This is a genomic window from Chryseobacterium defluvii (genome assembly GCF_014204415.1).
Taxonomy (GTDB): Bacteria; Bacteroidota; Bacteroidia; order Flavobacteriales; family Weeksellaceae; genus Chryseobacterium; species Chryseobacterium defluvii_A.
In genome coordinates this window covers 454,961-477,722 of sequence record NZ_JACHLE010000002.1, presented here as the reverse complement: position 1 = coordinate 477,722, position 22,762 = coordinate 454,961, and the positions used below count along the sequence as shown (strand labels likewise).

24 protein-coding genes are annotated in these 22,762 nt (G+C 38.1%); 9 read left to right on the top strand and 15 right to left on the bottom strand.

Annotation, left to right across the window (positions count from 1 at the left end):
• Positions 1 to 13: 13 nt before the first annotated feature.
• The 8 genes from HNP38_RS10610 to HNP38_RS10575 all read right to left on the bottom strand — a co-directional run bounded on the left by HNP38_RS10610 (position 14) and on the right by HNP38_RS10575 (position 6,327).
• A complete protein-coding gene (locus HNP38_RS10610) occupies positions 14 to 724 on the bottom strand; it encodes a hypothetical protein (RefSeq protein ID WP_184189110.1) in 711 nt (236 codons plus the stop codon).
• Between the two features lie 80 nt (positions 725 to 804).
• A complete protein-coding gene (locus HNP38_RS10605) occupies positions 805 to 1,323 on the bottom strand; it encodes a DUF6973 domain-containing protein (protein ID WP_184189107.1) in 519 nt (172 codons plus the stop codon).
• Between the two features lie 54 nt (positions 1,324 to 1,377).
• On the bottom strand, positions 1,378 to 2,232 hold the full coding sequence (accD, locus tag HNP38_RS10600) for an acetyl-CoA carboxylase, carboxyltransferase subunit beta (RefSeq protein WP_184189104.1): 855 nt from the start codon (positions 2,230 to 2,232) through the stop codon (positions 1,378 to 1,380).
• 97 nt (positions 2,233 to 2,329) lie between these two features.
• The gene (gene fbaA, locus HNP38_RS10595) at positions 2,330 to 3,400 is read right to left on the bottom strand and encodes a class II fructose-bisphosphate aldolase (RefSeq protein ID WP_184189100.1); all 1,071 of its coding nucleotides are present in this window, start codon (positions 3,398 to 3,400) and stop codon (positions 2,330 to 2,332) included.
• A 70-nt stretch (positions 3,401 to 3,470) separates the two neighbouring features.
• Positions 3,471 to 4,337 carry an NAD kinase gene (locus HNP38_RS10590; protein ID WP_184189097.1) on the bottom strand — a complete coding sequence of 289 codons (867 nt, stop codon included), beginning with the start codon at positions 4,335 to 4,337 and terminating at the stop codon, positions 3,471 to 3,473.
• Position 4,338: 1 nt separating this feature from the next.
• Positions 4,339 to 4,989: a CBS domain-containing protein gene (locus tag HNP38_RS10585; protein ID WP_184189094.1), complete on the bottom strand. Its 651-nt coding sequence runs from the start codon at positions 4,987 to 4,989 to the stop codon at positions 4,339 to 4,341.
• 185 nt (positions 4,990 to 5,174) lie between these two features.
• On the bottom strand, positions 5,175 to 5,705 hold the full coding sequence (locus tag HNP38_RS10580) for an RNA methyltransferase (RefSeq protein WP_184189091.1): 531 nt from the start codon (positions 5,703 to 5,705) through the stop codon (positions 5,175 to 5,177).
• 4 nt (positions 5,706 to 5,709) lie between these two features.
• A complete protein-coding gene (locus HNP38_RS10575; protein WP_184189088.1) occupies positions 5,710 to 6,327 on the bottom strand; it encodes a toxin-antitoxin system YwqK family antitoxin in 618 nt (205 codons plus the stop codon).
• Positions 6,328 to 6,382: 55 nt separating this feature from the next.
• On the opposite strand from HNP38_RS10575, the gene HNP38_RS10570 reads away from it, so the two are divergent.
• On the top strand, positions 6,383 to 6,982 hold the full coding sequence (locus HNP38_RS10570) for a carboxypeptidase-like regulatory domain-containing protein (protein ID WP_184189085.1): 600 nt from the start codon (positions 6,383 to 6,385) through the stop codon (positions 6,980 to 6,982).
• Here HNP38_RS10570 and HNP38_RS10565 read toward each other — a convergent pair.
• Positions 6,972 to 7,868: a bestrophin family protein gene (locus HNP38_RS10565; protein WP_184189082.1), complete on the bottom strand. Its 897-nt coding sequence runs from the start codon at positions 7,866 to 7,868 to the stop codon at positions 6,972 to 6,974. The two genes, HNP38_RS10570 and HNP38_RS10565, sit on opposite strands and share 11 nt — an antisense overlap.
• Positions 7,869 to 7,948: 80 nt before the next feature.
• Here HNP38_RS10565 and HNP38_RS10560 point away from each other — a divergent pair, with 80 nt between their 5' ends.
• Together HNP38_RS10560 and mutS are read left to right on the top strand one after the other, a co-directional pair.
• Complete coding sequence (locus HNP38_RS10560; protein WP_184189079.1) at positions 7,949 to 8,821, top strand: cupin-like domain-containing protein; 873 nt, start codon at positions 7,949 to 7,951, stop codon at positions 8,819 to 8,821.
• 226 nt (positions 8,822 to 9,047) lie between these two features.
• On the top strand, positions 9,048 to 11,636 hold the full coding sequence (gene mutS, locus HNP38_RS10555; RefSeq protein ID WP_184189076.1) for a DNA mismatch repair protein MutS: 2,589 nt from the start codon (positions 9,048 to 9,050) through the stop codon (positions 11,634 to 11,636).
• Positions 11,637 to 11,907: 271 nt separating this feature from the next.
• Here mutS and HNP38_RS10550 read toward each other — a convergent pair whose 3' ends face one another.
• Complete coding sequence (locus HNP38_RS10550; RefSeq protein WP_184189073.1) at positions 11,908 to 12,354, bottom strand: energy transducer TonB; 447 nt, start codon at positions 12,352 to 12,354, stop codon at positions 11,908 to 11,910.
• A gap of 121 nt (positions 12,355 to 12,475) precedes the next feature.
• Between HNP38_RS10550 and HNP38_RS10545 the strand changes: the two genes are divergently transcribed.
• From HNP38_RS10545 to HNP38_RS10535, 3 genes are all read left to right on the top strand, one after another.
• The gene (locus tag HNP38_RS10545; protein ID WP_184189070.1) at positions 12,476 to 12,964 is read left to right on the top strand and encodes a TlpA family protein disulfide reductase; all 489 of its coding nucleotides are present in this window, start codon (positions 12,476 to 12,478) and stop codon (positions 12,962 to 12,964) included.
• Between the two features lie 10 nt (positions 12,965 to 12,974).
• Entirely contained in the window at positions 12,975 to 13,631 is a 657-nt protein-coding gene (locus HNP38_RS10540; RefSeq protein ID WP_184189067.1) for a thioredoxin family protein, read from the top strand.
• 118 nt (positions 13,632 to 13,749) lie between these two features.
• Positions 13,750 to 14,148 carry a DUF2809 domain-containing protein gene (locus HNP38_RS10535; protein WP_184189063.1) on the top strand — a complete coding sequence of 133 codons (399 nt, stop codon included), beginning with the start codon at positions 13,750 to 13,752 and terminating at the stop codon, positions 14,146 to 14,148.
• A 2-nt stretch (positions 14,149 to 14,150) separates the two neighbouring features.
• On the opposite strand, the gene HNP38_RS10530 is transcribed toward HNP38_RS10535, so the two are convergent.
• Genes HNP38_RS10530 through HNP38_RS10515 form a run of 4 tightly spaced genes read right to left on the bottom strand, consistent with a single transcriptional unit; the run spans position 14,151 to position 18,249 of the window.
• Positions 14,151 to 15,071 (bottom strand): YARHG domain-containing protein, encoded by a 921-nt coding sequence (locus HNP38_RS10530; protein WP_184189059.1) that lies wholly within the window; start codon positions 15,069 to 15,071, stop codon positions 14,151 to 14,153.
• Positions 15,068 to 15,706 (bottom strand): DUF2306 domain-containing protein, encoded by a 639-nt coding sequence (locus HNP38_RS10525; RefSeq protein ID WP_184189056.1) that lies wholly within the window; start codon positions 15,704 to 15,706, stop codon positions 15,068 to 15,070. Before HNP38_RS10525 ends, HNP38_RS10530 begins: the two co-directional genes overlap by 4 nt.
• 1 nt (position 15,707) lies before the next feature.
• On the bottom strand, positions 15,708 to 17,009 hold the full coding sequence (locus tag HNP38_RS10520) for an alpha/beta fold hydrolase (protein ID WP_184189053.1): 1,302 nt from the start codon (positions 17,007 to 17,009) through the stop codon (positions 15,708 to 15,710).
• A gap of 37 nt (positions 17,010 to 17,046) precedes the next feature.
• Positions 17,047 to 18,249 (bottom strand): NAD(P)/FAD-dependent oxidoreductase, encoded by a 1,203-nt coding sequence (locus HNP38_RS10515; RefSeq protein WP_184189050.1) that lies wholly within the window; start codon positions 18,247 to 18,249, stop codon positions 17,047 to 17,049.
• Positions 18,250 to 18,363: 114 nt separating this feature from the next.
• Between HNP38_RS10515 and HNP38_RS10510 the strand changes: the two genes are divergently transcribed.
• The 3 genes from HNP38_RS10510 to HNP38_RS18000 all read left to right on the top strand — a co-directional run bounded on the left by HNP38_RS10510 (position 18,364) and on the right by HNP38_RS18000 (position 20,143).
• Complete coding sequence (locus HNP38_RS10510; RefSeq protein ID WP_184189047.1) at positions 18,364 to 18,858, top strand: acyl-CoA thioesterase; 495 nt, start codon at positions 18,364 to 18,366, stop codon at positions 18,856 to 18,858.
• 62 nt (positions 18,859 to 18,920) lie between these two features.
• Complete coding sequence (thiL, locus tag HNP38_RS10505; protein WP_184189044.1) at positions 18,921 to 19,973, top strand: thiamine-phosphate kinase; 1,053 nt, start codon at positions 18,921 to 18,923, stop codon at positions 19,971 to 19,973.
• Positions 19,974 to 19,975: 2 nt separating this feature from the next.
• Positions 19,976 to 20,143, top strand: coding sequence for a hypothetical protein (locus HNP38_RS18000; protein ID WP_228461034.1), 168 nt, complete (start codon positions 19,976 to 19,978; stop codon positions 20,141 to 20,143).
• Positions 20,144 to 20,183: 40 nt separating this feature from the next.
• Here the strand turns inward: HNP38_RS18000 and HNP38_RS10500 are convergent, their stop codons facing one another.
• Positions 20,184 to 21,950, bottom strand: coding sequence for a helix-turn-helix domain-containing protein (locus HNP38_RS10500; protein ID WP_184189041.1), 1,767 nt, complete (start codon positions 21,948 to 21,950; stop codon positions 20,184 to 20,186).
• Between the last annotated feature and the right edge of the window lie 812 nt (positions 21,951 to 22,762).

The window sequence follows — 22,762 nt, the reverse complement described above, 5'->3', positions numbered from 1 at the left end:
GCTTTGATGATGATCAGTGATTATGGATTTCTTTCAGAAGATTGATGATGCTTCTCTGATCGGAAAAACTGACTTTACTTTCGCGGATAATTTTTCTGATCTTTTCATCTTTTTCAGGAAAAAGCGAAGCCAGTTTGTTCTTTTTTTCAGGAAGGTAATTGATTTTATCCGTGTAGGTGGATGCGAAAAAATATAACGGTTCCTGATTGATAAAACCAAAAGGCTTCTGGGTCTCAAAACCGCTTTTTAATTCTTTAGGTTCTATGAATTTTGAGTATATTTTTTTATACAGGGTGAAATCTTTATCAGAATAAACTTCAAATAAATATCCTTTGGTTTCTGTGCCGTTTTTATCGATATAAGGGAGAAACCTTATTCTTTCGCCCGTTTTTTCAATTAAAAACTCATTATACATATCGTTTTTATCAACGGCGTATACATTATCTTTCATTTTGACTTCAACTTCATCATTTACCAGATTATAACGGATCAGCTTAGGATCTTTTATGTTCGATATTCTGGCGATGGTAAAATCTTCATACCGGTAAACATTATTTTCAAAAAGGGGATTGCTTTCATACTGATCTCTGGTCGTTTTATCCAGGGTATATTTATACATATCAAAACTAACATTGGTCGTGTAGTTAAGCATTTGGTTGGCTGCCACTGCAAGAGCCGGATCTCCGGCACCCGGACGTTGAGAATAACAGACGTTTATAGACAACACAAAAATTATTGAAAGTAACCTCATCGCTATTTTTTATATCAAAGATATAAAATTTTAAAAACCAAGCAGTGAGGATCTTATAATAATTTATTTTCAAGATAGATGAGGTCATTACCAAAGTCATCATCTAAGTTTTCCAGGACTTTTGCATTGTGGGTTTTTTTAATAAGAGCATCAATAAAGAACCCTTTTTCGAAAAACTGGCGGTGTATGCCGGGCAGCAGCTCCATAAAATAGTCCATGCCTATTTTATTATTGTGAAGATCCATTTTGGTTTCCAGGGGCTCGTTGGGAAAAAGCTCTTCGTGCATATCAGTAAGTCTTTTACAGAAATCTAGGGCTTTTTGGGGCGAAGATATCTTACAGCAGTACATCATGATAAAGCAGCACCAGAGCGCATGTCTGAAAGCGTTCCCTACGCCATTATTGGATGCCGTTTCAGGAAAATGCTGCTGGGCAATGGTATATGCCTTTAGTGTGGCGTAAAAACTCAGCAGGGAAAACAGGGGATGAGGACCCACAAGGGAAAAGAGCCGCATAATTTTTTTCAGGCTCAGCTTTCGGATGGAGTTGAAAAATATTCTAAAAGTCCTCATAAATAAAAATCTCTCCCCAATTAGAGAGAGATTATATCGTTTTTGTTACAAAATTTAAGCATTTACTGCCAATAAATTTACTGTTTTAGATACAGTATCTCTTATTTCTGTTCTTTTTACAATGAAATCCACGAATCCTTTTTCCTGTAGGAATTCTGATGTCTGGAAACCTTCTGGTAGGTCTCTTCCGATCGTTTCACGGATAACTCTTGGCCCGGCAAACCCGATTAGTGCTCCCGGTTCTGCCATAATGATATCTGCGGTCATAGCAAAAGAAGCCGTAATTCCTCCAAAAGTAGGGTCACAAAGATAAGCGATGTATAAAAGTCCCGCTTCCGAAAGCTGGGCCAGTTTAGCCTGTACTTTAGCCAGCTGCATCAGGGAATAAGTCGCTTCCTGCATTCTTGCTCCTCCGGACTGGCAGATGATCATATAAGGAAGTTTGTTGGCAATACAGTAATCTATGGCTCTTCTGATCTTTTCACCCATTACAGAGCCTAAAGATCCACCGATAAATGCAAAATCCATACAGGAAACCACCATTTGGGTTCCTTTTACGGTCCCTACGGCATTTCTGATAGAATCCGTGAGCTTGGTTTTTGCCTTTACTTCTTTTAAACGGTCTGCGTAAGGCTTGGTATCCTTGAAATTCAGGATGTCTATGCTTTCAACATTAGCATCCAGTTCGGTAAATTTACCTTCATCAAAAAGGATCTCGAAAAATTCCGCACTTCCTATCCTAACGTGAAAGCCGTCTTCAGGGGAAACGTAGCTGTTTCTCTTCAGTTCTTCGTGCTCCACTATTTTTCCTGACGGAGTCTGATGCCAAAGACCTTTGGGAACATCCTTTTTTTCATCAGTAGAGGTAGTGATGTTTTTTGCTTTTCTTTTAAACCAGTCGAATGCCATTTATGAAATTTTATTTAAAATGTTGAATTTTGAATGCCGGATTTTGGATTTTATGTCTAAGATTAGCAATTCAAAATCCAAAATTTATAACTCAAAATTATTTAAGCGTATTTACGTTATTTAAGTCTTCAAAAGCCTGAACTAATCTTGTTGAGAATGTATCTTCTCCTTTTCTCACCCATACTCTCGGGTCATAGAATTTTTTGTTTGGTTTTTCTTCTCCTTCAGGATTTCCGATCTGGGATCTTAAATAGTCGATATTGTTGACCATATAATCTCTGATCCCTTCTGTATAAGCAAATTGAAGGTCTGTATCAATATTCATTTTGATCACCCCGTAATCAATAGCTTCTCTGATCTCTTCCAAAGTAGATCCGGAACCTCCGTGGAATACAAAGTTGATCGGCTTTTCAGCTGTTCCGAATTTCTCCTGAACATATTTCTGAGAGTTATCTAATATTTTCGGAGTAAGAACCACATTTCCGGGCTTATATACTCCATGTACGTTACCAAAAGCAGCAGCAATGGTAAAGTTGTCGGAAATGGCTTTTAGTTTTTCGTAAGTATAAGCTACATCTTCCGGCTGGGTATATAATTTGGAATTATCCACATCAGAATTATCCACACCATCTTCTTCTCCGCCGGTAACCCCGATTTCTACTTCCAGGGTCATCTGCATTTTAGCCATTCTCTCAAAATACTGAGCAGATACCTCAAGGTTTTCTTCAAGAGATTCTTCTGAAAGATCCAGCATATGAGAAGAGTATAGGGATTTACCATTTTGCCTGAAGAATTCTTCATTGGCATCCATCAATCCGTCGATCCAAGGCAGTAATTTCTTTGCACAGTGGTCAGTATGTAAAATTACCGTAGCTCCATACGCTTCAGCAAGTGTGTGAATGTGCTTTGCTCCGGCAATGGCTCCTAAAATAGCAGATCTCTGGCCGTCGTTGCTTAGTCCTTTTCCTGCGTTGAAGGAAGCTCCTCCGTTTGAGAACTGAATAATAACAGGAGAGTTTAATTTGGCTGCAGTTTCCATAGTGGCATTTACGTTGCTTGATCCGATAACGTTCACTGCAGGTAATGCAAATTTATTTTCTTTAGCATACTGGAAAATATCTGTAACTAACTGACCTGTGGCAACTCCTGCCGGGAAAATTCTGCTCATGTTTTACTTTTTAAATAATTATTAGGGTGTTTTTAAAATTCCTGTAAAGGTAAGGAATTTTGCTCAATTACTAATTTCTTTTGTCGCGTCCCCAAAGGAGCTTCTGACGGATGGTTTCATAAAAACTTAAGTTATTGGGCTGAACCAGAAGGATCTGGAAGCCGCCCTTTCTGATGATTACCTCTTTATCGGTTTCTATGTGTACCAGCCTTGAGTCCAAAGACAGGGAATACTGAGGTACCCGGCTCTCTACTCTGAATTTTATTTCCACTGTATCATTCACGATCAGTGGCCTTACATTAAGGTTGTGGGGCGCGATAGGTGTAATGACAAAGTTTTCGTTGTTCGGGGAAATGATAGGCCCGCCGCAGCTTAAAGAATAGGCGGTTGAACCCGTCGGTGTAGATATGATGACCCCGTCTCCCCAGAATACGTTCAGGAATTCATTATTGATGTAAGAATCCACGGTAATCATGGAGGTTGTTTCTTTTCTTGAAACCGTAACATCATTTAAGGCATACGGGAAAAAGTCTTCCGATCTGGGAGAAACCACTTCAATCACAGAACGTCTGCTGGTTTTCACATCTCCTTTTATAATAGCATCCAGTTCTTTAAATATTTCTTCCTTGGTAAAGCTGGCCAAAAAGCCCAGCCTTCCGGTATTTACTCCTACGATAGGAATTTCAAGATCCTCAATAAAGGTTATGGAGTTCACAATGGTTCCGTCTCCGCCAAAAGTGAAGAAAAGATCCACTTCCTTATCAATAAGGTCTTTTTTACTGTTAAAAGTTTCAAAAATCTTGGAAAACTGGAGTGCTTCCGCCATCTCATCATATAAAACAGACTTTACTCCTTTGCTTTCAAGCTCCGAGATAAATTTGCTTAAATACAAAAATGTATCAAGATCTTTTTTCTGAGAATAGATGGCTGCCTTCATGTTATATTTCTATGAATTTTTGGAGAAACCCGAAACGGTCTTTGAACAGGTCTGTTTTCTCATCAGAATAGTATTTTTCAACGATCCTGTAATCGTACCGGTCAAAAGTGGCATCTATGGAACTCAGATTTTCATTGCTGATCTTTATGGTCACCTGGATGGCCTCGTCGGACATCAGGGAGATAAACCCGCCGTAAAATTTAGAATTGTTGCTTTCAACAATATTTGCAATTTCGGTCATCGAATATTTCCTTGCCGGAGTTTCAATGGTAAGAATAGCTCCTGACTCTGAAAACAAAGGATATCGGGAAAAATCCTGGAAGATATCCTCACAGCTGATATATCCAAGATACTTTTCATTCTTATTGATCACGGGGATCACATTGGAATTAAAAGTATAGAATAAACGAATGCTGTCCATGATGTTATTATCCTCAAGGATCGCGAACCGTTCGATCTGATGTTCAAGGTCTTTCAAAGTGCCCTCTTCTTCATAGAGAAAGTCCTGTGCAATAGCTCCGTAAAAATGATGGGCTTTTTTGATAAATATATGGGAATATCCAAAGTCTTCTAAAGTGTCTCTTGCCGATTCTATTGAGTCAGTGAGATGAAAACACGAGAAATCCTTCGAGATATAATCCTTGATAAACATTGTGCTAATTTATAAAAAATTAAACGAAACTTTTTCTGAAAATAAAACTTTTTTTAGAGCAAATTGAAAAAACTAATGTTAAAATTTGTTTGTAAAGAAAAAAGAATTACCTTTGTAGCCTTTCATTTTTACTTTTTATTAGATTTATTTCAAACTGCACTGTCTGTAAGGACATATGCAGTTTTTTATTTTAGGGCCTTGGCAAATTCCCACATTACAATTCCACCGCATACACTTACATTTAAAGAGTGCTTGGTCCCGAGCTGAGGGATCTCCAGAAAGGTATCTATATGTTCCAGAGCTTCGTCACTGATGCCGTCCACCTCATTTCCCAGAATAAGGGCGTATTTTTTTGTTTTGTCAATCGTAAAATCAGTGATCATCCGGCTGTTGGTCGTCTGTTCAATACCAATGATCTCATAATTCTGGCTTTTCGCATCATTAATAGCGGTATTGATATCTTTTTCATAGGCCCAGTCAACACTTTCCGTAGCGCCAAGTGCCGCCTTATGGATCTCCCGGTGAGGAGGCTGCGGAGTGATTCCGCAAAGGATTATTTTTTCAATCAGAAAGGCATCCGCTGTCCTGAATGCCGCTCCCACATTATGCATGCTCCTGACATTATCCAGGATAATGGTCAATGGAATTTTCTCGGTTTTTTTAAATGTTTCCACATCTATCCTGTTGAGTTCTTCTAGTTTTAATTTGTGTACCAATGTATTATTTTGTAGAGATTAATTTTCCGTTCTTGTAAACTTCCGTTTTTTCTATGCTGCCATCTTCACGGTAATGAATTCTGTTCCCGTTCCATTCATTATTGGCAAATTCCGTTTCACGCTGCAGTTTTCCGGATGGGTAAAGTACTTTCCATTTTCCGGCAGCGGCTCCGTTTTCATAATAGCCGGTCTGTTTTACAGACTTGCCGTCCTCATGAAATATCCTGCTTTCCCCATGCAGTTTCCCAAGCTTGTAATCTGAAATTTCGGTTACAACACCGGAAGGAGAATAGAATGTAGCGGTAAGGCTGTTGTCATAAATATTTTTTTCACCATTTCTGAAAACCTCTTTGGCGGTTAGTTTTCCATTCTTATCATAGTAGAGCCACTCTTTTATCTTATAATCTTTTTTGTACTCTCCTTTAGCATGTACTTTACCGTCTTCGTAGTAAAAAACGGCATTACCGTCCAGTTTTCCTTTTTTCCAGTCGGCAATCTCTTTTATCTGTCCGTTTTCATAGAACTGCTTACAGTTTCCCTCCTGAAGTCCGTCTTTAAATCCGCAGGGTTTTTGCGCTGCCGTCATGAATGCACACAAAAGCAATAGAAAAGAGTATTTCATAGATTTTTTTATTTCAAAAATAGCAAAATACTTATATTTGATTAAAATATATGCCATGAAAAATGTATTCATTTTAATGACGTTGGTATCGACTTTTATATTTTCAAAAGCACAAAATACCTATTATCCACAAGCTTTTTTTGATAAGAAACTGGCGCAGAACATGATCGGCTTCGGAAATTCTACCATAGAAGGGGTGGCTTCCACCAAACAAAAGAACAATTGGGGAATAAAGCCCCTGCTGGGACAAAAGCATTATGCTCCTAAAGGAACAGTAGTCATGCTTTTCCCCGTAACGCCATACTTTGAAGAATTTCATAAAATGAGAAAAAAGTATGAAAATAAAAAGACCACGGTTTATATGTCGGATGAAGCATTTAAATACAGAATCGAGGCTTTGACGGATGATCATGGGCGATTCAGGTTTGAGAAACTGAAACCGGGAAGATACTATCTTGAAACCATCGTGAATTTTACCGCATCTGCAAGCTACCAGCAGCAAACGGGACAAACGGATTCCTATAACGCTTACGGCGGATATCTGTATTCCACACCGATCTATGATACATTCTTTTATAATTATGCATCAGCCAACAGGGAAAGCAAATTTGTAGAAATAAAAAATGACGGGGAACTGCTGGAAATCAATCTTTAAAGATTGATTTTTTAGGTCCCATGATTTGATGGACACTTTTCTCAATAGTCTGAGCCAGGGCTTCCATTGGAATATCATTTTCATCATTGTTGAACGGATCTTCAATTTCTTCGGCAATAAGCTCCAGGCTCATCAGTACATAATAAACAAAAACAGTCAGCGGGATCATAAACAGTCCGATATTGATAACGTAGGCTATAGGTAGAGCAAGGACATAAAGGATAATAAATTTCTTCACAAATGAAGAATAAGAGTAAGGAATAGGGGTGTTTTTGATCCTTTCACAGCCTCCGCATACATCAAGAAAACCGGAAAGCTGGCTATCCAGATATATCATTTCGATATCGGAAATCTTTCCTTCTTTCTTTAACTGATTCAGTTTATGGGTCAGAAGAATGATGATATCACTTGGGCCATGATGCTTAAGGGAATTTTCTATTTCTGAATAATCTTCGTCCAGAGCCAGCCGTGTGGATTCCTGTGAAAGGTGTTTGGCCAGGAAATGCGGAAAAAATTTTAAATACCTTGCAATCTGTTCTGCGTTGGCTCTGTCATTTTCAAGAATGGTATTGATCTTTATGGCAAAATTGCGGGTATCATTTACCAGTTTTCCCCATAGTTTCCTTCCTTCCCACCATCTGTCATAGGCCGTATTGGTCCTGAAGACCAACAATAAAGAAAGTACGAAGCCGAGCAGGGAATGAATAAGCCCCACATTACTTACCTTTGATTTTGAGGTCAGGTGGAGATATTCCAGCTCCAGATAAGCGATCCCGTAAGAATAGATACCCACTAGGAACATGGTAGGGAACAGGATCTTTAAAGTATCACTTTTATGCAGGCTGAAAAGGATCCTAAGGAAATGTTTGGTGTTGTAGGCTCTCATACATTTAGTTGTAGTACAAATATAAATTTTTATAAATTTCGAAAAAAGCATTATTTTTATTTCATTAAATCAAGAAACAAATGATCCTCGATAGCGCAGATATTGTTGAAGATATTAGTAAAGAAGACTTTCAGAAAAACTATTTCAAAAAGCAGAAGCCTCTGCTGATCAAAAATTTTGCAGGCAGATGGGATGCTTTTGACAAATGGAATTTTGACTACATCCGCGAAAAAGCAGGGGAACAGGATGTTCCATTATATGATAACAGGCCTGCCGATGCGTCCAAAAGCTCGGATGCTCCGGTAACTCATATGAAGATGAAGGATTATATTGATACCATCAAAAGAAAGCCATCAGACTTACGTATCTTCTTTTATATCATTACAGACAGGCTTCCGGAGCTGTTGAAAAACTTCACCTATCCCGATCTTGGAATGAAGTTCTTCAAAAGGCTGCCTACTTTATTTTTCGGGGGAAGCGAGGCCCATGTTCTCATGCATTATGATGTGGATCTGGGAGATTTTCTCCATATCCACTTCGAGGGAAAGAAACGGATCCTGTTGTTTGATCAGAAACAATCTCCGTTTTTATATAAAGTTCCGTTGTCGGTTCACACCATTTATGAACTGGATTATGAAAACCCGGATTATGAAAAATTCCCGGCCCTGAAATATGCAAGAGGTTACGAAATTTTTATGGAACATGGAGATGCGCTGTTCATTCCCGGAGCGTTCTGGCATTTTAACCGCTACCTGGAACCGGGATTTTCCCTGTCGCTTCGTGCGCTTCCCAATAAACCGAAAGTTTTTGCCAATATGCTGTATCATGTTTTTATCATGAGGTATACAGATAAAGTTTTACGAAAACTTTTCAAAGTCAGATGGGTTAATTACAAGCAAAGGTGGGCCTATGAAAAAAGCACTAAAGCATTAGAAAAGCATCTTAAAAATTAACGAACTATTTATAAATCACCACAGATTTCACGGATTTTCACAGATGTTTACGGTTAAAAATATTTTGGATAATCTCTGTATAAAAATAAACACAATCATCTGTGAAAATCCGTGAAATCTGTGGTTATATTTTTTAAGGGTAAGACATCGAATTCACTTTAAAGGGTGTTAATCATCTTATTTTATTTCTTACTTTTACCATCCTAAATTTTAAGACACAATTTCAATGGCAAAGGTGAAGAAAGAGACCCCGTTAATGACGCAGTACAATACCATCAAGGCGAAATATCCTGATGCGCTTTTGTTATTCAGGGTAGGGGACTTTTATGAAACCTTCGGGCAGGATGCCGTGAAAACCTCCCAGATCCTCGGGATTGTTCTTACCAAACGGAATAACGGCGACAGCCATATTGAGCTGGCAGGGTTTCCCCATCATTCCATAGATTCTTATTTGCCGAAGCTGGTAAGAGCCGGTATGAGGGTGGCCATCTGTGATCAGCTGGAAGACCCTAAAATGGTCAAAGGAATTGTAAAAAGAGGGGTGACAGAGCTTGTGACACCAGGGGTTACATTCAATGACCAGGTTTTAAACTCCAAAAAGAATAATTTCCTGCTTTCCCTTCATAAAGAGAAAGAAAAATACGGAATAGCTCTGGTGGATATTTCTACGGGAGAATTTTTGGTAAGTGAAGGAAATTTAGATAAGCTTTTACATATTGTCAATACGTTCGATCCCAGCGAGATCATTTACCAGAGAAGTGTACAGCTTCCGGAACAGCTTAAGAACAAAAGTGCCTTTAAACTGGAAGACTGGGCCTATCAGTATAGTTTTGCACATGAGAAACTCACCGGTCATTTTAAAACGAATTCCTTAAAAGGATTTGGTGTAGAGAATTTTCAACAGGCCATTACTGCTGCCGGGGCTATTTTTGCCTATCTGGTAGAAGATACCCATCATAACCTGCTTTCGCATATCACAAAGATACAGGTTATTCCGCAGGAAGACTTCCTGATGATGGATAATTTTACATTGAGAAATCTGGAAATTGTATATTCCGGAAACCCTCAGGGAAAATCATTGCTGGATATCATTGATAAGACTTCTACCCCGATGGGAGGAAGGTTATTGAGGAGACGGATTATTCTCCCTTTAAAATCTGTGGATGAGATCAGCAGAAGACTATCCCTGATCGATTTTTTCAACGAGAATGATAACCTGAAGTATGACATTTCCCAATTGTTAAGATCTATCTCGGATCTTGACAGGCTGATGGGAAAGCTTGCTGCTGAAAAGATCTCTCCTAAGGAGATAGGCTATCTTCGCCAGAGTCTGATCAATATTCATCAGATCAAAGCATTGCTTCATCCCCATGCTGATGTTTTGGGATGGCTGAATCCTTTATATGATCTTGAAGAGCTGATCAGGTTTTTACAAAACCATCTGAATGAAGAACTTCCCGTAAGTATTGCCAAAGGAAATATCATCAGAGAAGGCATTTCCGAAGAACTGGACAGGCTGAGGAACCTTCAAAGCAAAGGCCGCGGATTCCTGGATGAAATGTGCCAGAGAGAAATTGAAAGAACAGGAATTTCGAGCTTAAAAATAGACTTTAACAACGTATTCGGATATTTTATCGAAGTCAGGAATACCCATAAAGATAAAGTTCCTGCAGACTGGCTCAGAAAGCAGACCCTTGTCAACGCAGAACGGTATATCACCGAAGAATTAAAGGAATATGAAAACCAGATCCTTGGAGCAGAAGAAAAAATAGGTGTTCTGGAAACCGAGCTGTACCGGAATGTTTGTGCCGAAACTATGGTATATATTGATCAGATCCAGGAAAATTCAAATATCATTGCACAGCTTGATGTAGCAGTAGGATTGTCTGATCTCGCGGTTTCCGAAAGCTATACGAAACCGGTTTTAAATGACGGATATGCCATTGACCTTAAAGAAGCAAGGCACCCGATCATTGAAAATGCACTTCCTTTAGGAGAAAAATACATCCCGAATGATATCTTTTTAGATAAAGACTCACAGCAGATCATTATGGTTACGGGACCGAACATGGCCGGTAAATCGGCAATACTCCGTCAGACTGCCATTGTCTGCCTTTTAGCGCAGATCGGGAGCTTTGTTCCTGCAAAACATGCTGAGATAGGGATATTAGATAAAATTTTTACAAGAGTAGGAGCTACGGATAATATTTCGGCAGGGGAGTCTACTTTCATGGTTGAAATGAATGAAGCCGCGAATATCTTAAATAATATTTCAGGGCGAAGCCTGATCCTGCTGGATGAGATAGGGCGGGGAACCTCAACCTATGACGGGGTTTCTATTGCCTGGGCCATTGCGGAATACCTTCATCAGCATCCGACGCAGGCAAAAACATTATTTGCTACCCATTACCATGAATTGAACGAGATGACCGTCAATTTTGAAAGGATAAAAAACTTCCACGTATCCATTCAGGAGAATAAAGGGAATATTATTTTCCTGAGAAAGCTTATTCCGGGAGGCAGTGAGCACAGCTTTGGTATTCATGTAGCGAAACTGGCCGGGATGCCCTCAAAAGTAGTAAACAGAGCTTCTGAAATCCTGAAAACCCTTGAAGCAAGCCGTACACAGGGCGGAGGGTCATCAGAAAGTATCAAAAGAGTGACCGAAGAAAATATGCAGCTCTCTTTCTTCCAGCTGGATGATCCTGTTTTGGAAAACATTCGTGAGGAATTGACAAAAATAGATATCAATACCTTAACTCCGATTGAAGCTTTGATGAAACTTAATGCGATTAAAAAGATGATCGGGGGGTGATCCGGCCACTTTTACTGAAAAAAGGTTAATATTGTTATACGTCACTTAAAGTGTTAAAAATTATTGTTTTATGGAAATAAAAAAGCCCATATAAGAAGAATTTTTAGCCTACTCAATATTAGTTTTCAAAAGACTGAAATAAACTTCAAAAGCAGTTTTTTGATTAAACTTAAGTGTTTTATGTGTTTTATCTTTTTATAAGTTTAATCAGATGTCCTGTTGAAAACATCTGTACAATAGAATATTTTTAACAAGATCAAATTTTAATCGGTTAATATTTTTTCAAAGATAAAGGAAAAGTATAGAGAAAACGAACGGGCTCATTATTGATGGTTGCCGGTTTCCATCGGACAAACATTCTTCTTATAGCCGTTTCTGCAGCCTGCAGATGCTTTTTGTTTTCCCCGATTGCAGTGACGTCCCTTACGTAGCCGTTTTTCTCCACAATGAAGTATACCCGGATATCAATTTTATTGTATTTAGCAGAAATGATATCCATATTGTACCGGAATTCCCGGTAAAAAGCAGTCATACCGCCGGGAAATTCCGGGGCCTTGTCTGCTTTGGTCACGGCACCTTCCAGATTGATTTTTGTTTTTAAGTCTTCATAGTGGGGAACAGCAGATATCGTTGCGGGGGCCGTGCTTTTTATATCGGTTATCTGACCGGATATTATGATGCAGAAAAGCATTCCTAAAAAGAAGATTACCTTTTTCATAGCTATGGATTTTATCTAAAAAAAAGAGATTATGCTGCCTTAGATTATAACCAACAAAAAGAACGCCAAATACTTATCTTTTTATTAGATATTGAATAATAATAATTTATTAATTTTGAGTATGAAAAATTTACTCACCTTACTATTCATGATTGCATGTTTTGCTGTTTTCAATGCTCAACAGTCAATAGTTCCTTCCGTGAAGTATGAAGAGCTGGAGAAACGAATTCAGCAGGAAGGAGATAAGCTCCTGGTTGTCAACTTCTGGTCTACGACCTGTGCTCCCTGTGTGAAAGAGCTTCCTCATTTTATGGAGGTTAATAACAAACATGCAGATAACCCGAAGTTTAAAATGCTTCTCGTTTCTCTGGACAGGCTGGTGGATAAGGAACGGGTAATGAAGTTCATCAAAAATAAGAACCTTACCGCAGAAGTGATCTTACTGGACGATATTAAAAGAATGAATACCTGGATACCAAGGTTTGAAAAAGACTGGGACGGAAATATCCCGGTAACCCTGTTTTATAAAAACGGAGAAAAAATACATTTCAATGACGGAGAAATGAGCAAAGAAGAACTGGAAAATGTTATAATTAAAAACTTACTTTAAACGAAATATTATGAAAAACCTGAAAATTTTAATGGCCGCTTTTATAGTGGGCCTCGGACTTTTAAGCTTTACCACAATAAATCCTGACAAAAATGAGGCAGAAAAACAGTCTGCTTCTTTACCGAAAGGCTATGAAATAGGAGATGAAGCAGCAGACTTCAAGCTAAAGAACGTTGACGGGAAAATGGTTTCCCTGAATGATTATAAACAGGCCAAAGGCTTTATCGTGGTCTTTACCTGCAACCATTGCCCATACGCGAAAAAATATGAAGACAGGATCATAGAGCTGGATAAAAAATACAAAAGCCTGGGCTATCCTGTAATTGCGATCAACCCGAATGATCCTGCTGTTCAGCCGGAAGACAGCTACCAGAAAATGATCGAAAGGGCAAAGGAGAAAGGTTTTACTTTTCCTTATTTAATGGATGAGGGGCAAAAGGTTTATCCTCAATACGGAGCCACCAAGACCCCGCATGTATTTCTTTTACAGAAGGAAGGCGGTAAAAATATTGTAAAATACATTGGTGCCATAGACAACAATTATGAAAACCCAAACGATGTCTCAGAATACTATGTTCAGGATGCGGTGAATGCGCTGCTCAGAGGAGAGGCCATAAAAACTCCGAAGACAGTAGCAATCGGATGTACGGTTAAAGTAAAGAAATAATATATTTGTAAAAAAATCGGTGTTCAAAGAATACCGATTTTTTATGGATCATTCATCAGGGGCGGACATTAGCCCGCTGAATAAAGGCACTAAAAGGCTTCAGCCAAAAAATAAAACGATGAAATTAAAATTCAACCTTAAATATTTCCTTTTAACGATATTCATTTTTCTTACAGAAGTTTTAATTGCTACAAAGCTGAAGGATTTCTTCTTTGTAAGGGCTTACCTGGGAGATGTAATTGTGGTCATCCTTATTTATACTTTTATCAGGAGTTTCGCTAAAATGAATGATCAGAAACTCATCTTGGGGATACTGGCTTTTTCCTGTCTTGTCGAATTCGCTCAGTATTTTAATATTGCAGAAAAACTAGGCTTCCGTGAGGGAAGCCTGATGTATATTGTGATCGGAAATTCTTTTTCCTGGATCGATATTTTGTGTTATGCTGCCGGATGCTTCCTGCTTTATCTTTTTGTGAAAATCAAGAGCTCTGAGCGTACGGAGAATGTGAGTTTTTAGGCTTACCTTCCGAAACTGTCGTATTTATCTTCAGCATATTTGATAAATCGGTTCAGTAAAGCCACATTCTCTTTTTCCATAGGAGAAAGCTCCTGATCTACATTATTGGATACGGGGATATACCAGTCGGTCTGTTCAAAGAAATACCGGTAGGTTTCTTTTTTGAAAGAATATCCGTGCCTGGCGAATACGGCATTTTTAATGATCTCAAGGTCAAGTTTCCTTAAATTCTTAAGATCCTTTTCTGTCAGTTTCTGTTTAGATGCATTCAGTTTGAAGATGGCATCAGAAGCGATCCTGTTCATGGAAGTGGTATAGCTTTCCGTTTTACCGGTTTCTTCATCGGTATATTTCTGAACAAAATCTTTGGGATTAGACCAGTCTACCAGATCAGAATTTTCATCCAGCATGAAGTTCGGATTATAAACGAATTCTTTTTTGGTTAATTTTAAAGTCTTCACCGGGGCTTTCACGGCTGCTTTATTGAATGCCGTCCATTTTCCGGCTAAGCTGTCTCCACTGAGTTTTATTTCAAACCTGCCGTCGGTATTATCATCACCCGGCTCATCCAATACAAAAGACTTGGAGCTTTCATTGAAAATACCCCGGAATGGGCGCTGATTGCCGTTAACAATGCTTTGTCCGTACACACTGTCACTGGTGATTCTGTTGATCTTTATGGAAATTCTTTTCATGATGCTGTTCTCATATTCGGAGCCGTCAGCCTCATCGATTATTTTTTCCATGCCTGCGAAATCTCCGGTATAAACCCCATAGTATTCCTTATACACTTCAGGAACTATCAAGGAGTCTTTTTTCACGGTAAGGGAGTCTTTTGGTGATTCATTGGTTTTTGCTTCTTTTTTACAGCTTACCAGAGTAGCGGCAAGAAGCGGGATCAATGTCAGTTTTAAAGTTTTCATATATGTTTTTTTGCTATTAAATATTCAATTAAAAGGATATTGGGGACCCACCCCAGCCATGCGATGATCTGGTAGACATCCATAGGATTTGAGTGGAATAAATATACAATAATAACTTTCCACATTCTTAGGGTAACGGCAGATAATGTTAATGCAAAGCTTCGCCACATCCATTGCCTGTGCTGCCTGAATTTTTTCTGCCGGGCCATCTGATAGGCTTTGAAGGTTGTAAACCACCACAGGCTGCCCAATAGGACAAAAGAAATCTTTGAGTAAAAGCCTCCGTTGGCAAATACCCCCATATAAATCCCCGAAGGAGCAGAAAAGATCAACAGAATAATAATATAGACCATTCCCGAAAACCGGTGAAAGTTCTTGATGCCAAAATCTTTTCTGGTGATGGCCAGGAATCCGGAAAGTAATACAAAAATGCTTGTGTACACATGGGTATAGAAAAAGGTAAGATATTCCGGCCTCTCATGAACTTCCGTCTGCTTGATCATCAGAAAGCTCACATCTGTTTTCAAGGGAATATATTCCAGGGTGATCCTCAGCATCAGCCAAAAGAAATATACAAATCCGATCACTAAAAGGATTTTTAAAAGAACTGAAATATTTTTTCTGGCTAAAAGCATTTTATTTATCTTCAAAAAAATCCAGAACAAGCTGATTGAAAATCGTGGGCTTTTCTTCAGGAACAAAATGGCTGGACTTGGGAATAACAGCCAGCTGCCCTTTAGGGATAAATTCCGCTATTTTCACGGTATGCTCTGTTTTTATCATATCCTTGTCTCCGGCGATGATCAGGGAAGGACATTGGATGTTTTTTAAATCTTCAAATTTCCAGTTAGGATATTTGATGTCTAAATCAAGCAGATCGATCAACAGATCATTCTGATGATTCCTATTAGAAGATACAAGCGAAGCCTTATATTCTTTTAATGATTTCAATTCGTCGTCCTTTATACCTTCCGGAAAGATATTGGCTCCCGAGCATGCAATTTTATCGGTCAGTTCAGGATATTTCAAAGCTAAGGATATGGCAAGGATTCCTCCATCGCTCCAGCCCAGGATCTTTGTCTTTTTTATACCAAGTTTATCCAGAAACTGTTTCAGGTCTTCAGTCTGGAGATCAAAAGTAAGCTCTTTATTCTTGTCATAAGCAGATTTCCCCCGCCCTCTGCAGTCAACAAGAATAACTTTATATTTCCTGGAAAAATCCTCAACCTGATTGATAAATGCACTGATTGACTGTCCGTTTCCGTGCAGCATGAGCAAAGGCTCTCCTTCGCCGTATATCTCATAATAAAGCTTTACACCGTTAACATCTGCAAATTTTCCTTCGGGCATGGTGCCGATGATATTTCTTCCCCTGATCAGCAGGGATTTCTTTCCACTTGCAGGTTGATAAGCAGAAGATTCAATATTAAAATGCTTTATATGGGCCGTTTCTCCGGAATAGATACCTTCATACCAGTTGTTATCGGAATTTAAATTTTCTTCAAAACCACTATTTTTTAACGGAACTTCGATCCATTTTTTTGATTTTCCATTAAAGAGTTCCAACTTGAAATCATCAAAATAAAAATCACCGTTATCCTGAGCAAACGCACCTATATTCAAGAGCTTACCCGTTGGGTCTATAACTCCTTTTATTTCATAGATTTTCCACTCATTAGTGGCTTGTACCGTATAGTACTGGTTCTCGAAAAAACCGTTTTTTCCATCGGTCTTATCAACCCGGCACCAGATCCCGCAGTTGGAGCCGTTGTTATTATTGTCTTTCCTCATTTTTGCTGTGACACGGAAATTCTGGTTTTGTTTGTCCTCTACATTTACGGATTGCACATATGAAGTCCAGTTGGATATTAAGGTCTTATTCTGAGCAAAGATCAGCATGTGGAACAGCAGGAGGAAAAGGGACAGGTTTTTTTTCATGCAATTGTTTTTTATAGTACAAATATAAAATTGATTTTTAAATGGTATTCAGATGCTGTGCGATCTGCCAGGCCTCACTCCAGCATGCCTGAAAATTAAAACCGCCCGTAACAGCGTCAATATTCAGAACTTCACCGGCAATATAAAAATTGGGGAGTATTTTGGAAGACATATTTTTAAAATTTATTTCTTTTAGGTCTACACCTCCGGCTGTTACAAACTCTTCTTTAAAAGTTGACTTTCCCTTTACCGGCAGTTTTTTTCGGCACAAATTTTCCAAAATAAGCTGCATTTCTTTTCCGGAAATATTAGCAATCTGCTTGTTGAGGTCTATTTTTGATATTTGTAATATTCTTTGCCAGAATCTATTGGTGATATCAAAGATTTTGGATTGTCCGATCGTTTTTTTAGGATAATTCTGTTTAAAACGCTGGAATATTTCTTCTGCATCCTGAAAATCCGTTGAAATAAAATTGACTTCGATCTCAAAATGATATTTAAGCCTGGCGAGGCTTATTGCTTCCCAGGCAGATATCTTCAGAACGGCAGGACCGGAAAGCCCCCAATGAGTGATCAGCAGAGGCCCGCTTTCTTCCGTCTTTAATGATGGAATGGATATTTCGGCATTCTCAAAACTTGTGCCCGCAAGATCATTCATCAGTTCATCCTTAATGTTGAAGGTAAAAAGGGAAGGGACTGGTTCAACAATAGTATGTCCCAGGTTTTCAATCATCTTCAGGGATTTTGGCGAGCTTCCGGTCGTATAAATGATATAATCTGCTAAAAAATCTCCGGAACTGGTCCTGATCAGGTATTGATCTTCCAGTTTCTCAATTTCCTTTACAGAACATTTTGTCTTTATTTCAACATTTTTTTTCTGTACCTCATTCAGGAAAGTATCAATAATGGTCTGTGAAGAATTGCTTTCGGGGAATATTCGGTTGTCTTTTTCTATTTTCAACGAAACTTTTCGTTGGTCGAACCATTCCATGGTATCTCCGGGCTGAAATCTGCTGAAAACGCTTAGTAATTCTTTGTTTCCCCGGGGATAAAACTGCACCAGCTCTCTTGGGTCAAAACAGGCATGGGTCACATTACAACGGCCTCCTCCCGATACCTTCACTTTCTGGAGCACGTCTGAATTTTGTTCGAGTATGGTAATTGTATATCGGGCTTCGTCAAGATTCGATGCGCAGAAAAAACCTGCTGCACCGCCTCCGATAATGATAATTTGTTTCATGTACGTTTAATCCTATGCTGAAGATTATTTTTCCAAAAGTACAATTTTTATAAACCATCTTATTTGAGTATTTTTGAAGAATATAATTTTAGGAGTTCAAAAACGATATTCAAAATGATTTTCTACCATACATTCGAAGTGCGTTGGAGTGATCTTGATGCCAATAAACATTTAGCTAACTCAACGTATGTTCAATACTGTGCACAAGCCAGAATGGCTTTTATGACCAAAGAGAAAATGGGGGTTACCCAGCTGAGCAGATGGGGAATAGGGCCTGTGATGCTGCATGAGAGGTATTCTTTTTTCAAAGAGATCTATGCCGATCAGACGGTGATCGTAAGTGTGGAAATAGACGGATCTTCGGATGATTCTTCTATTTACCGTTTTTTGCATAAATTCTATCTTCCGGATGGGACCCACTGTGCCACATCAGAAGCTACAGGGGTATGGATCGATATGATGATCAGAAAAATGACCACTCCGCCGGATGATGTAATAGAAGCAATGAACAAGTATAGAAGCCCGGATACCGTGGTTCTGTCGAAAGAGGATTTCAAAAAGTTTCCTTTCCATCCGCAGAATATTGACCCGGCAGAATTCGGTAAATAATAGTTTAGAGTTGATGGTTGCTAGTTCATTGATTATTACTAATTACTTATAATTTCAAAAATATGTTTGAAGATCAATCACAGGAGTTAACTCCTATTTCCAAATTAGGAGAATTTGGCCTGATCAGGCATCTGACAGAGCATTTTCCTTTATCCAACGAGACTTCGGAACTGGGAATCGGGGATGATGCGGCGGTTATTAATCCTGGCAATAAAAGAATAGTTCTTAGTACGGATCTTCTGGCGGAAGGAGTTCATTTTAATTTAGGGTATGTCCCGTTAAAGCATTTAGGGTACAAAGCAGTCATTGTAAATCTCAGCGATATTGCGGCAATGAATGCTGTTCCGACACAGATCCTGGTTTCCCTCGCCGTTTCTAACCGTTTCCCCGTGGAAGCACTGGAAGAAATTTATGACGGAATTCAGGCTGCGTGCAAAAGATATAAAGTAGATCTGGTGGGAGGGGACACAACCAGCTCGAATTCCGGATTGGTCATGAGTATTACTGTTGTTGGGATTGAGAATGAAGAAGGTATTGTAAAAAGAAGCGGGGCTAAGCCTAATGATCTTCTTGTGGTAACCGGAGATCTGGGCGGAGCTTACATGGGACTGCAGATCCTGGAAAGAGAGCATGCTGTTTTCCTGGCCAATCCTGATATGCAGCCTGAAATGGAAGGCTATGACTATATCCTGGAAAGACAATTGAAACCTGAAGCGAGAACTGACATTAAAAATATTTTGGAAGAGCTGGACATCAAGCCCACTTCCATGATCGATATTTCGGATGGCCTGGCTTCGGAAATTCTGCATATTTCAGAGCAGTCGGGAGTGGGATTCAGATTGTATGAAGAAAAAATCCCGATGGACAGCCTTACTGTTTCTACTGCGGATGAGCTTAATTTAAATCCTGTCATGACGGCACTCAGCGGAGGAGAAGACTATGAATTGCTGTTTACGATATCCCCGAATGATTTTGATAAGATCAAAAATCACCCGGATTTTACAATTATCGGGCACGCTGTGGATAAGCAGGAGGGTAATTTTATGGTGGCAAGAGGATCCAATCAATTGGTTCCGCTGACGGCGCAGGGATGGGACGCTTTTTTAAATAAATAAAGATGTACACCTTTACGGTACTGCCAAGCTTAATTATCGTTACGTTTATCATTGTAACGCTCTATAAGCATTATATCAGAAAACAGAATCAGAATCTCAGGGAATCGTTTGGCTTTGTTTTATTTTTCGTAGCTATATGGAGTATGATCTATTATTTTGTTTTCAGTTGAGCCGGTATAGGTATAAGATTCAATATAATAGCGGGGTATACTATTCTTCTGTATTCCCGCTTTTTTCTAATTGCTTAATATAAGATGAAGGGGTCATATTTACCCTGCTTTTAAAAGAATTGATAAATGTAGTAGGACTTTTATAGCCAACTTCTTCAGAGATGGTCTGAATGGTGTATTTCCGGAATTTCGGATTTTCCTGTAATTCTTTTAAGACATAATCTATTCTCAGGGTATTTACATATTCTGAAAACGACATGCCTTTATGCTGATTGATAATCTGCGATAAATAAGCTGTGTTTGTATTAAGCTGTTTGGCCACATTGGCAAGCTTAAATTTATTGGACAGGAACTTTTCGCCAGACTCCATTAGTTCTATTTTTTTAAGGATCCGATTGACCAGCTCGTCCTCTATGATCAGAGGGGTCTCGGTCTTTTCATCCGCTGCGGGATCTATATTGGCAATATTAAATTTTTCCTGTCTTTTTTGAATTTCAAGAAGAGCTTTCTTTTTTCTTTTCTTTTGTCTGTCAACAGCGTAAAAAATAATTCCGGAACAGGTTAAAACGATTAGAGCAATGAGCAGTAAAATATTTTTTTTATTCTCTTTCAGCATTTCATCGGAGATGGATTTTATCTGCTGCTGCTCATACATTCCTAAAAATATATTTCCTGAATCATCGCGAACTTTCTTTTTTTGAATTTCAGAGAGACTAAGCTTCGCAAATTTATAAGCATTCTTATTATCTCCGAGGTTTTCGTAATTAATGCTTAGGAGATGATATATTTTTAGTTGAATATCATAGGCAAGTTTTGAATCTGCTTTTTCATCATACAACTTATGAATATAATAAAATGCGGAATCGGTTTTTTTAAGGAATGTATAGTTTTCCGCTTTTCCCAACCAGATGGCTTCCCGGGAAAACCCTTTTTCCATGAGAGAAGAATCATTTTCACATATATTATAGAGTGATAAAGAATATTTATATTGTTTTTTGAGTAACGCGATATTGGCCAGTCTGTTGATGTGCAGGGCTTTGGAGTATTGGGAAATGAGAGGAGCTTTTTTAACCGCTGAATAAGCTTTCTCATAATTGATTTGAGACGAGTCCAAAAACTTCTTTTCACCAGTATCTTTATACCATTTGATATAGGTATCTGCTATGGTATTGTATGTTGTTGCGATTTCTTTTTCTGTTATGATTTTGTTGTATAGAACATGTGTTGTATCCATACGTACATCATTCAGCCTGATCCTAAGAAGATCGATCCCCTTTTTATAATCTCCTAACTCTATATGGGCAATAGCAAAATAGAGTCTTTGCTTTTTTATATAGACGGGGCTTATTCCTCTTGAAAAAAAGCTCAGGTATTTTAGTCCCTGTGCTACATTTCCCAGCCTTTTTTCGGTATAAAACAGAGTGGTCATACCCATATGCTTCAATCCTTCATAATTAGACAGGCTCAGTCTGTTTTTGTTGCTCTCGATAAAATTCATGGTCTGTAAAAGAGCCTTTTTCGATTCTTCATATTTCCCCTTCCGGTACAACGCAGATGCAGAGTCAAGTTTAATTAAGATGTCATAATTCAATTCATACTTGGAAAGCCGTTTAAATTTTATATTTTCATTGCTTAATTTAAAATGTGCCAATTCCCACTGATCTTTTTTAATTAAGCTGTCTATTTCCCGTGAAGCCTTTAGATCGGATATCTCTTGTAAATATATTTTTATTGGAATGAAAAAAATTAATATTAACAGCAGTTTTTTTACTAAAATCATCTGCATTGCTTTTGTGTTTTTTGACATTTGAAAAGTGTATTCGAAATTACAAAGAATAGTCGGGATTTTAGGTGTTTATGAACTACTTTTAATTTAAATCCCGAAAAATCAGGCAGAAAAAATATTTATTTGTTTGGAAAAACGGTCTTTTTATGACTTAAAGTTTTGCAATGACTTTAAAAAATACATGAATATTATTTTACAATATAACCAATTGTTTGTCATTAACTTGTGAATTATTAAATATGCAAATATAAGCTACAAATTTATAAATCTATTGTACATTTTGTTTTATAGGACTTCAGGATTGAATACATTTGAAAACTGAAAACCAATCTGAATGTAGTGTTACAGATGAAGAGTTGTTTGCTAAATCCAAACCTTAATAAGATGAAACACAAAGCTCAGATATTTATGAAAAAAAATTATTTCGATCTTTCTTTTTGCTGATGGTCTTTGATGGATGAGATTTAATTTAACAAATTAAAGTATTTTAAAAGTATAAAAAAAAACACAACCAGAGAACTTTTAAAATAAAATACACCTCATCTGTCTTAACAAATTCAATAAACTCATGTATTGAAATTTTCTAATAGGTCTTTTTAAGTTAAAATGACCGGGAATTTTTTTAATACGGAGATTTAATAATTAAACAATATAGTATTATAATGAATGGAGATTATGGAAAAAAGGTCAGGCAATTATAAGCTATTAGTAAATGCTCAAAGTTAGATTATAGAATTAAAGCTTGCTTACCAGAGCAGGCTTTAATTTCTTATTCTTCATAATCTTTCACCGCCTCTTTGTATTCCCTCATTTTTATACTAAGGCTATAAAAA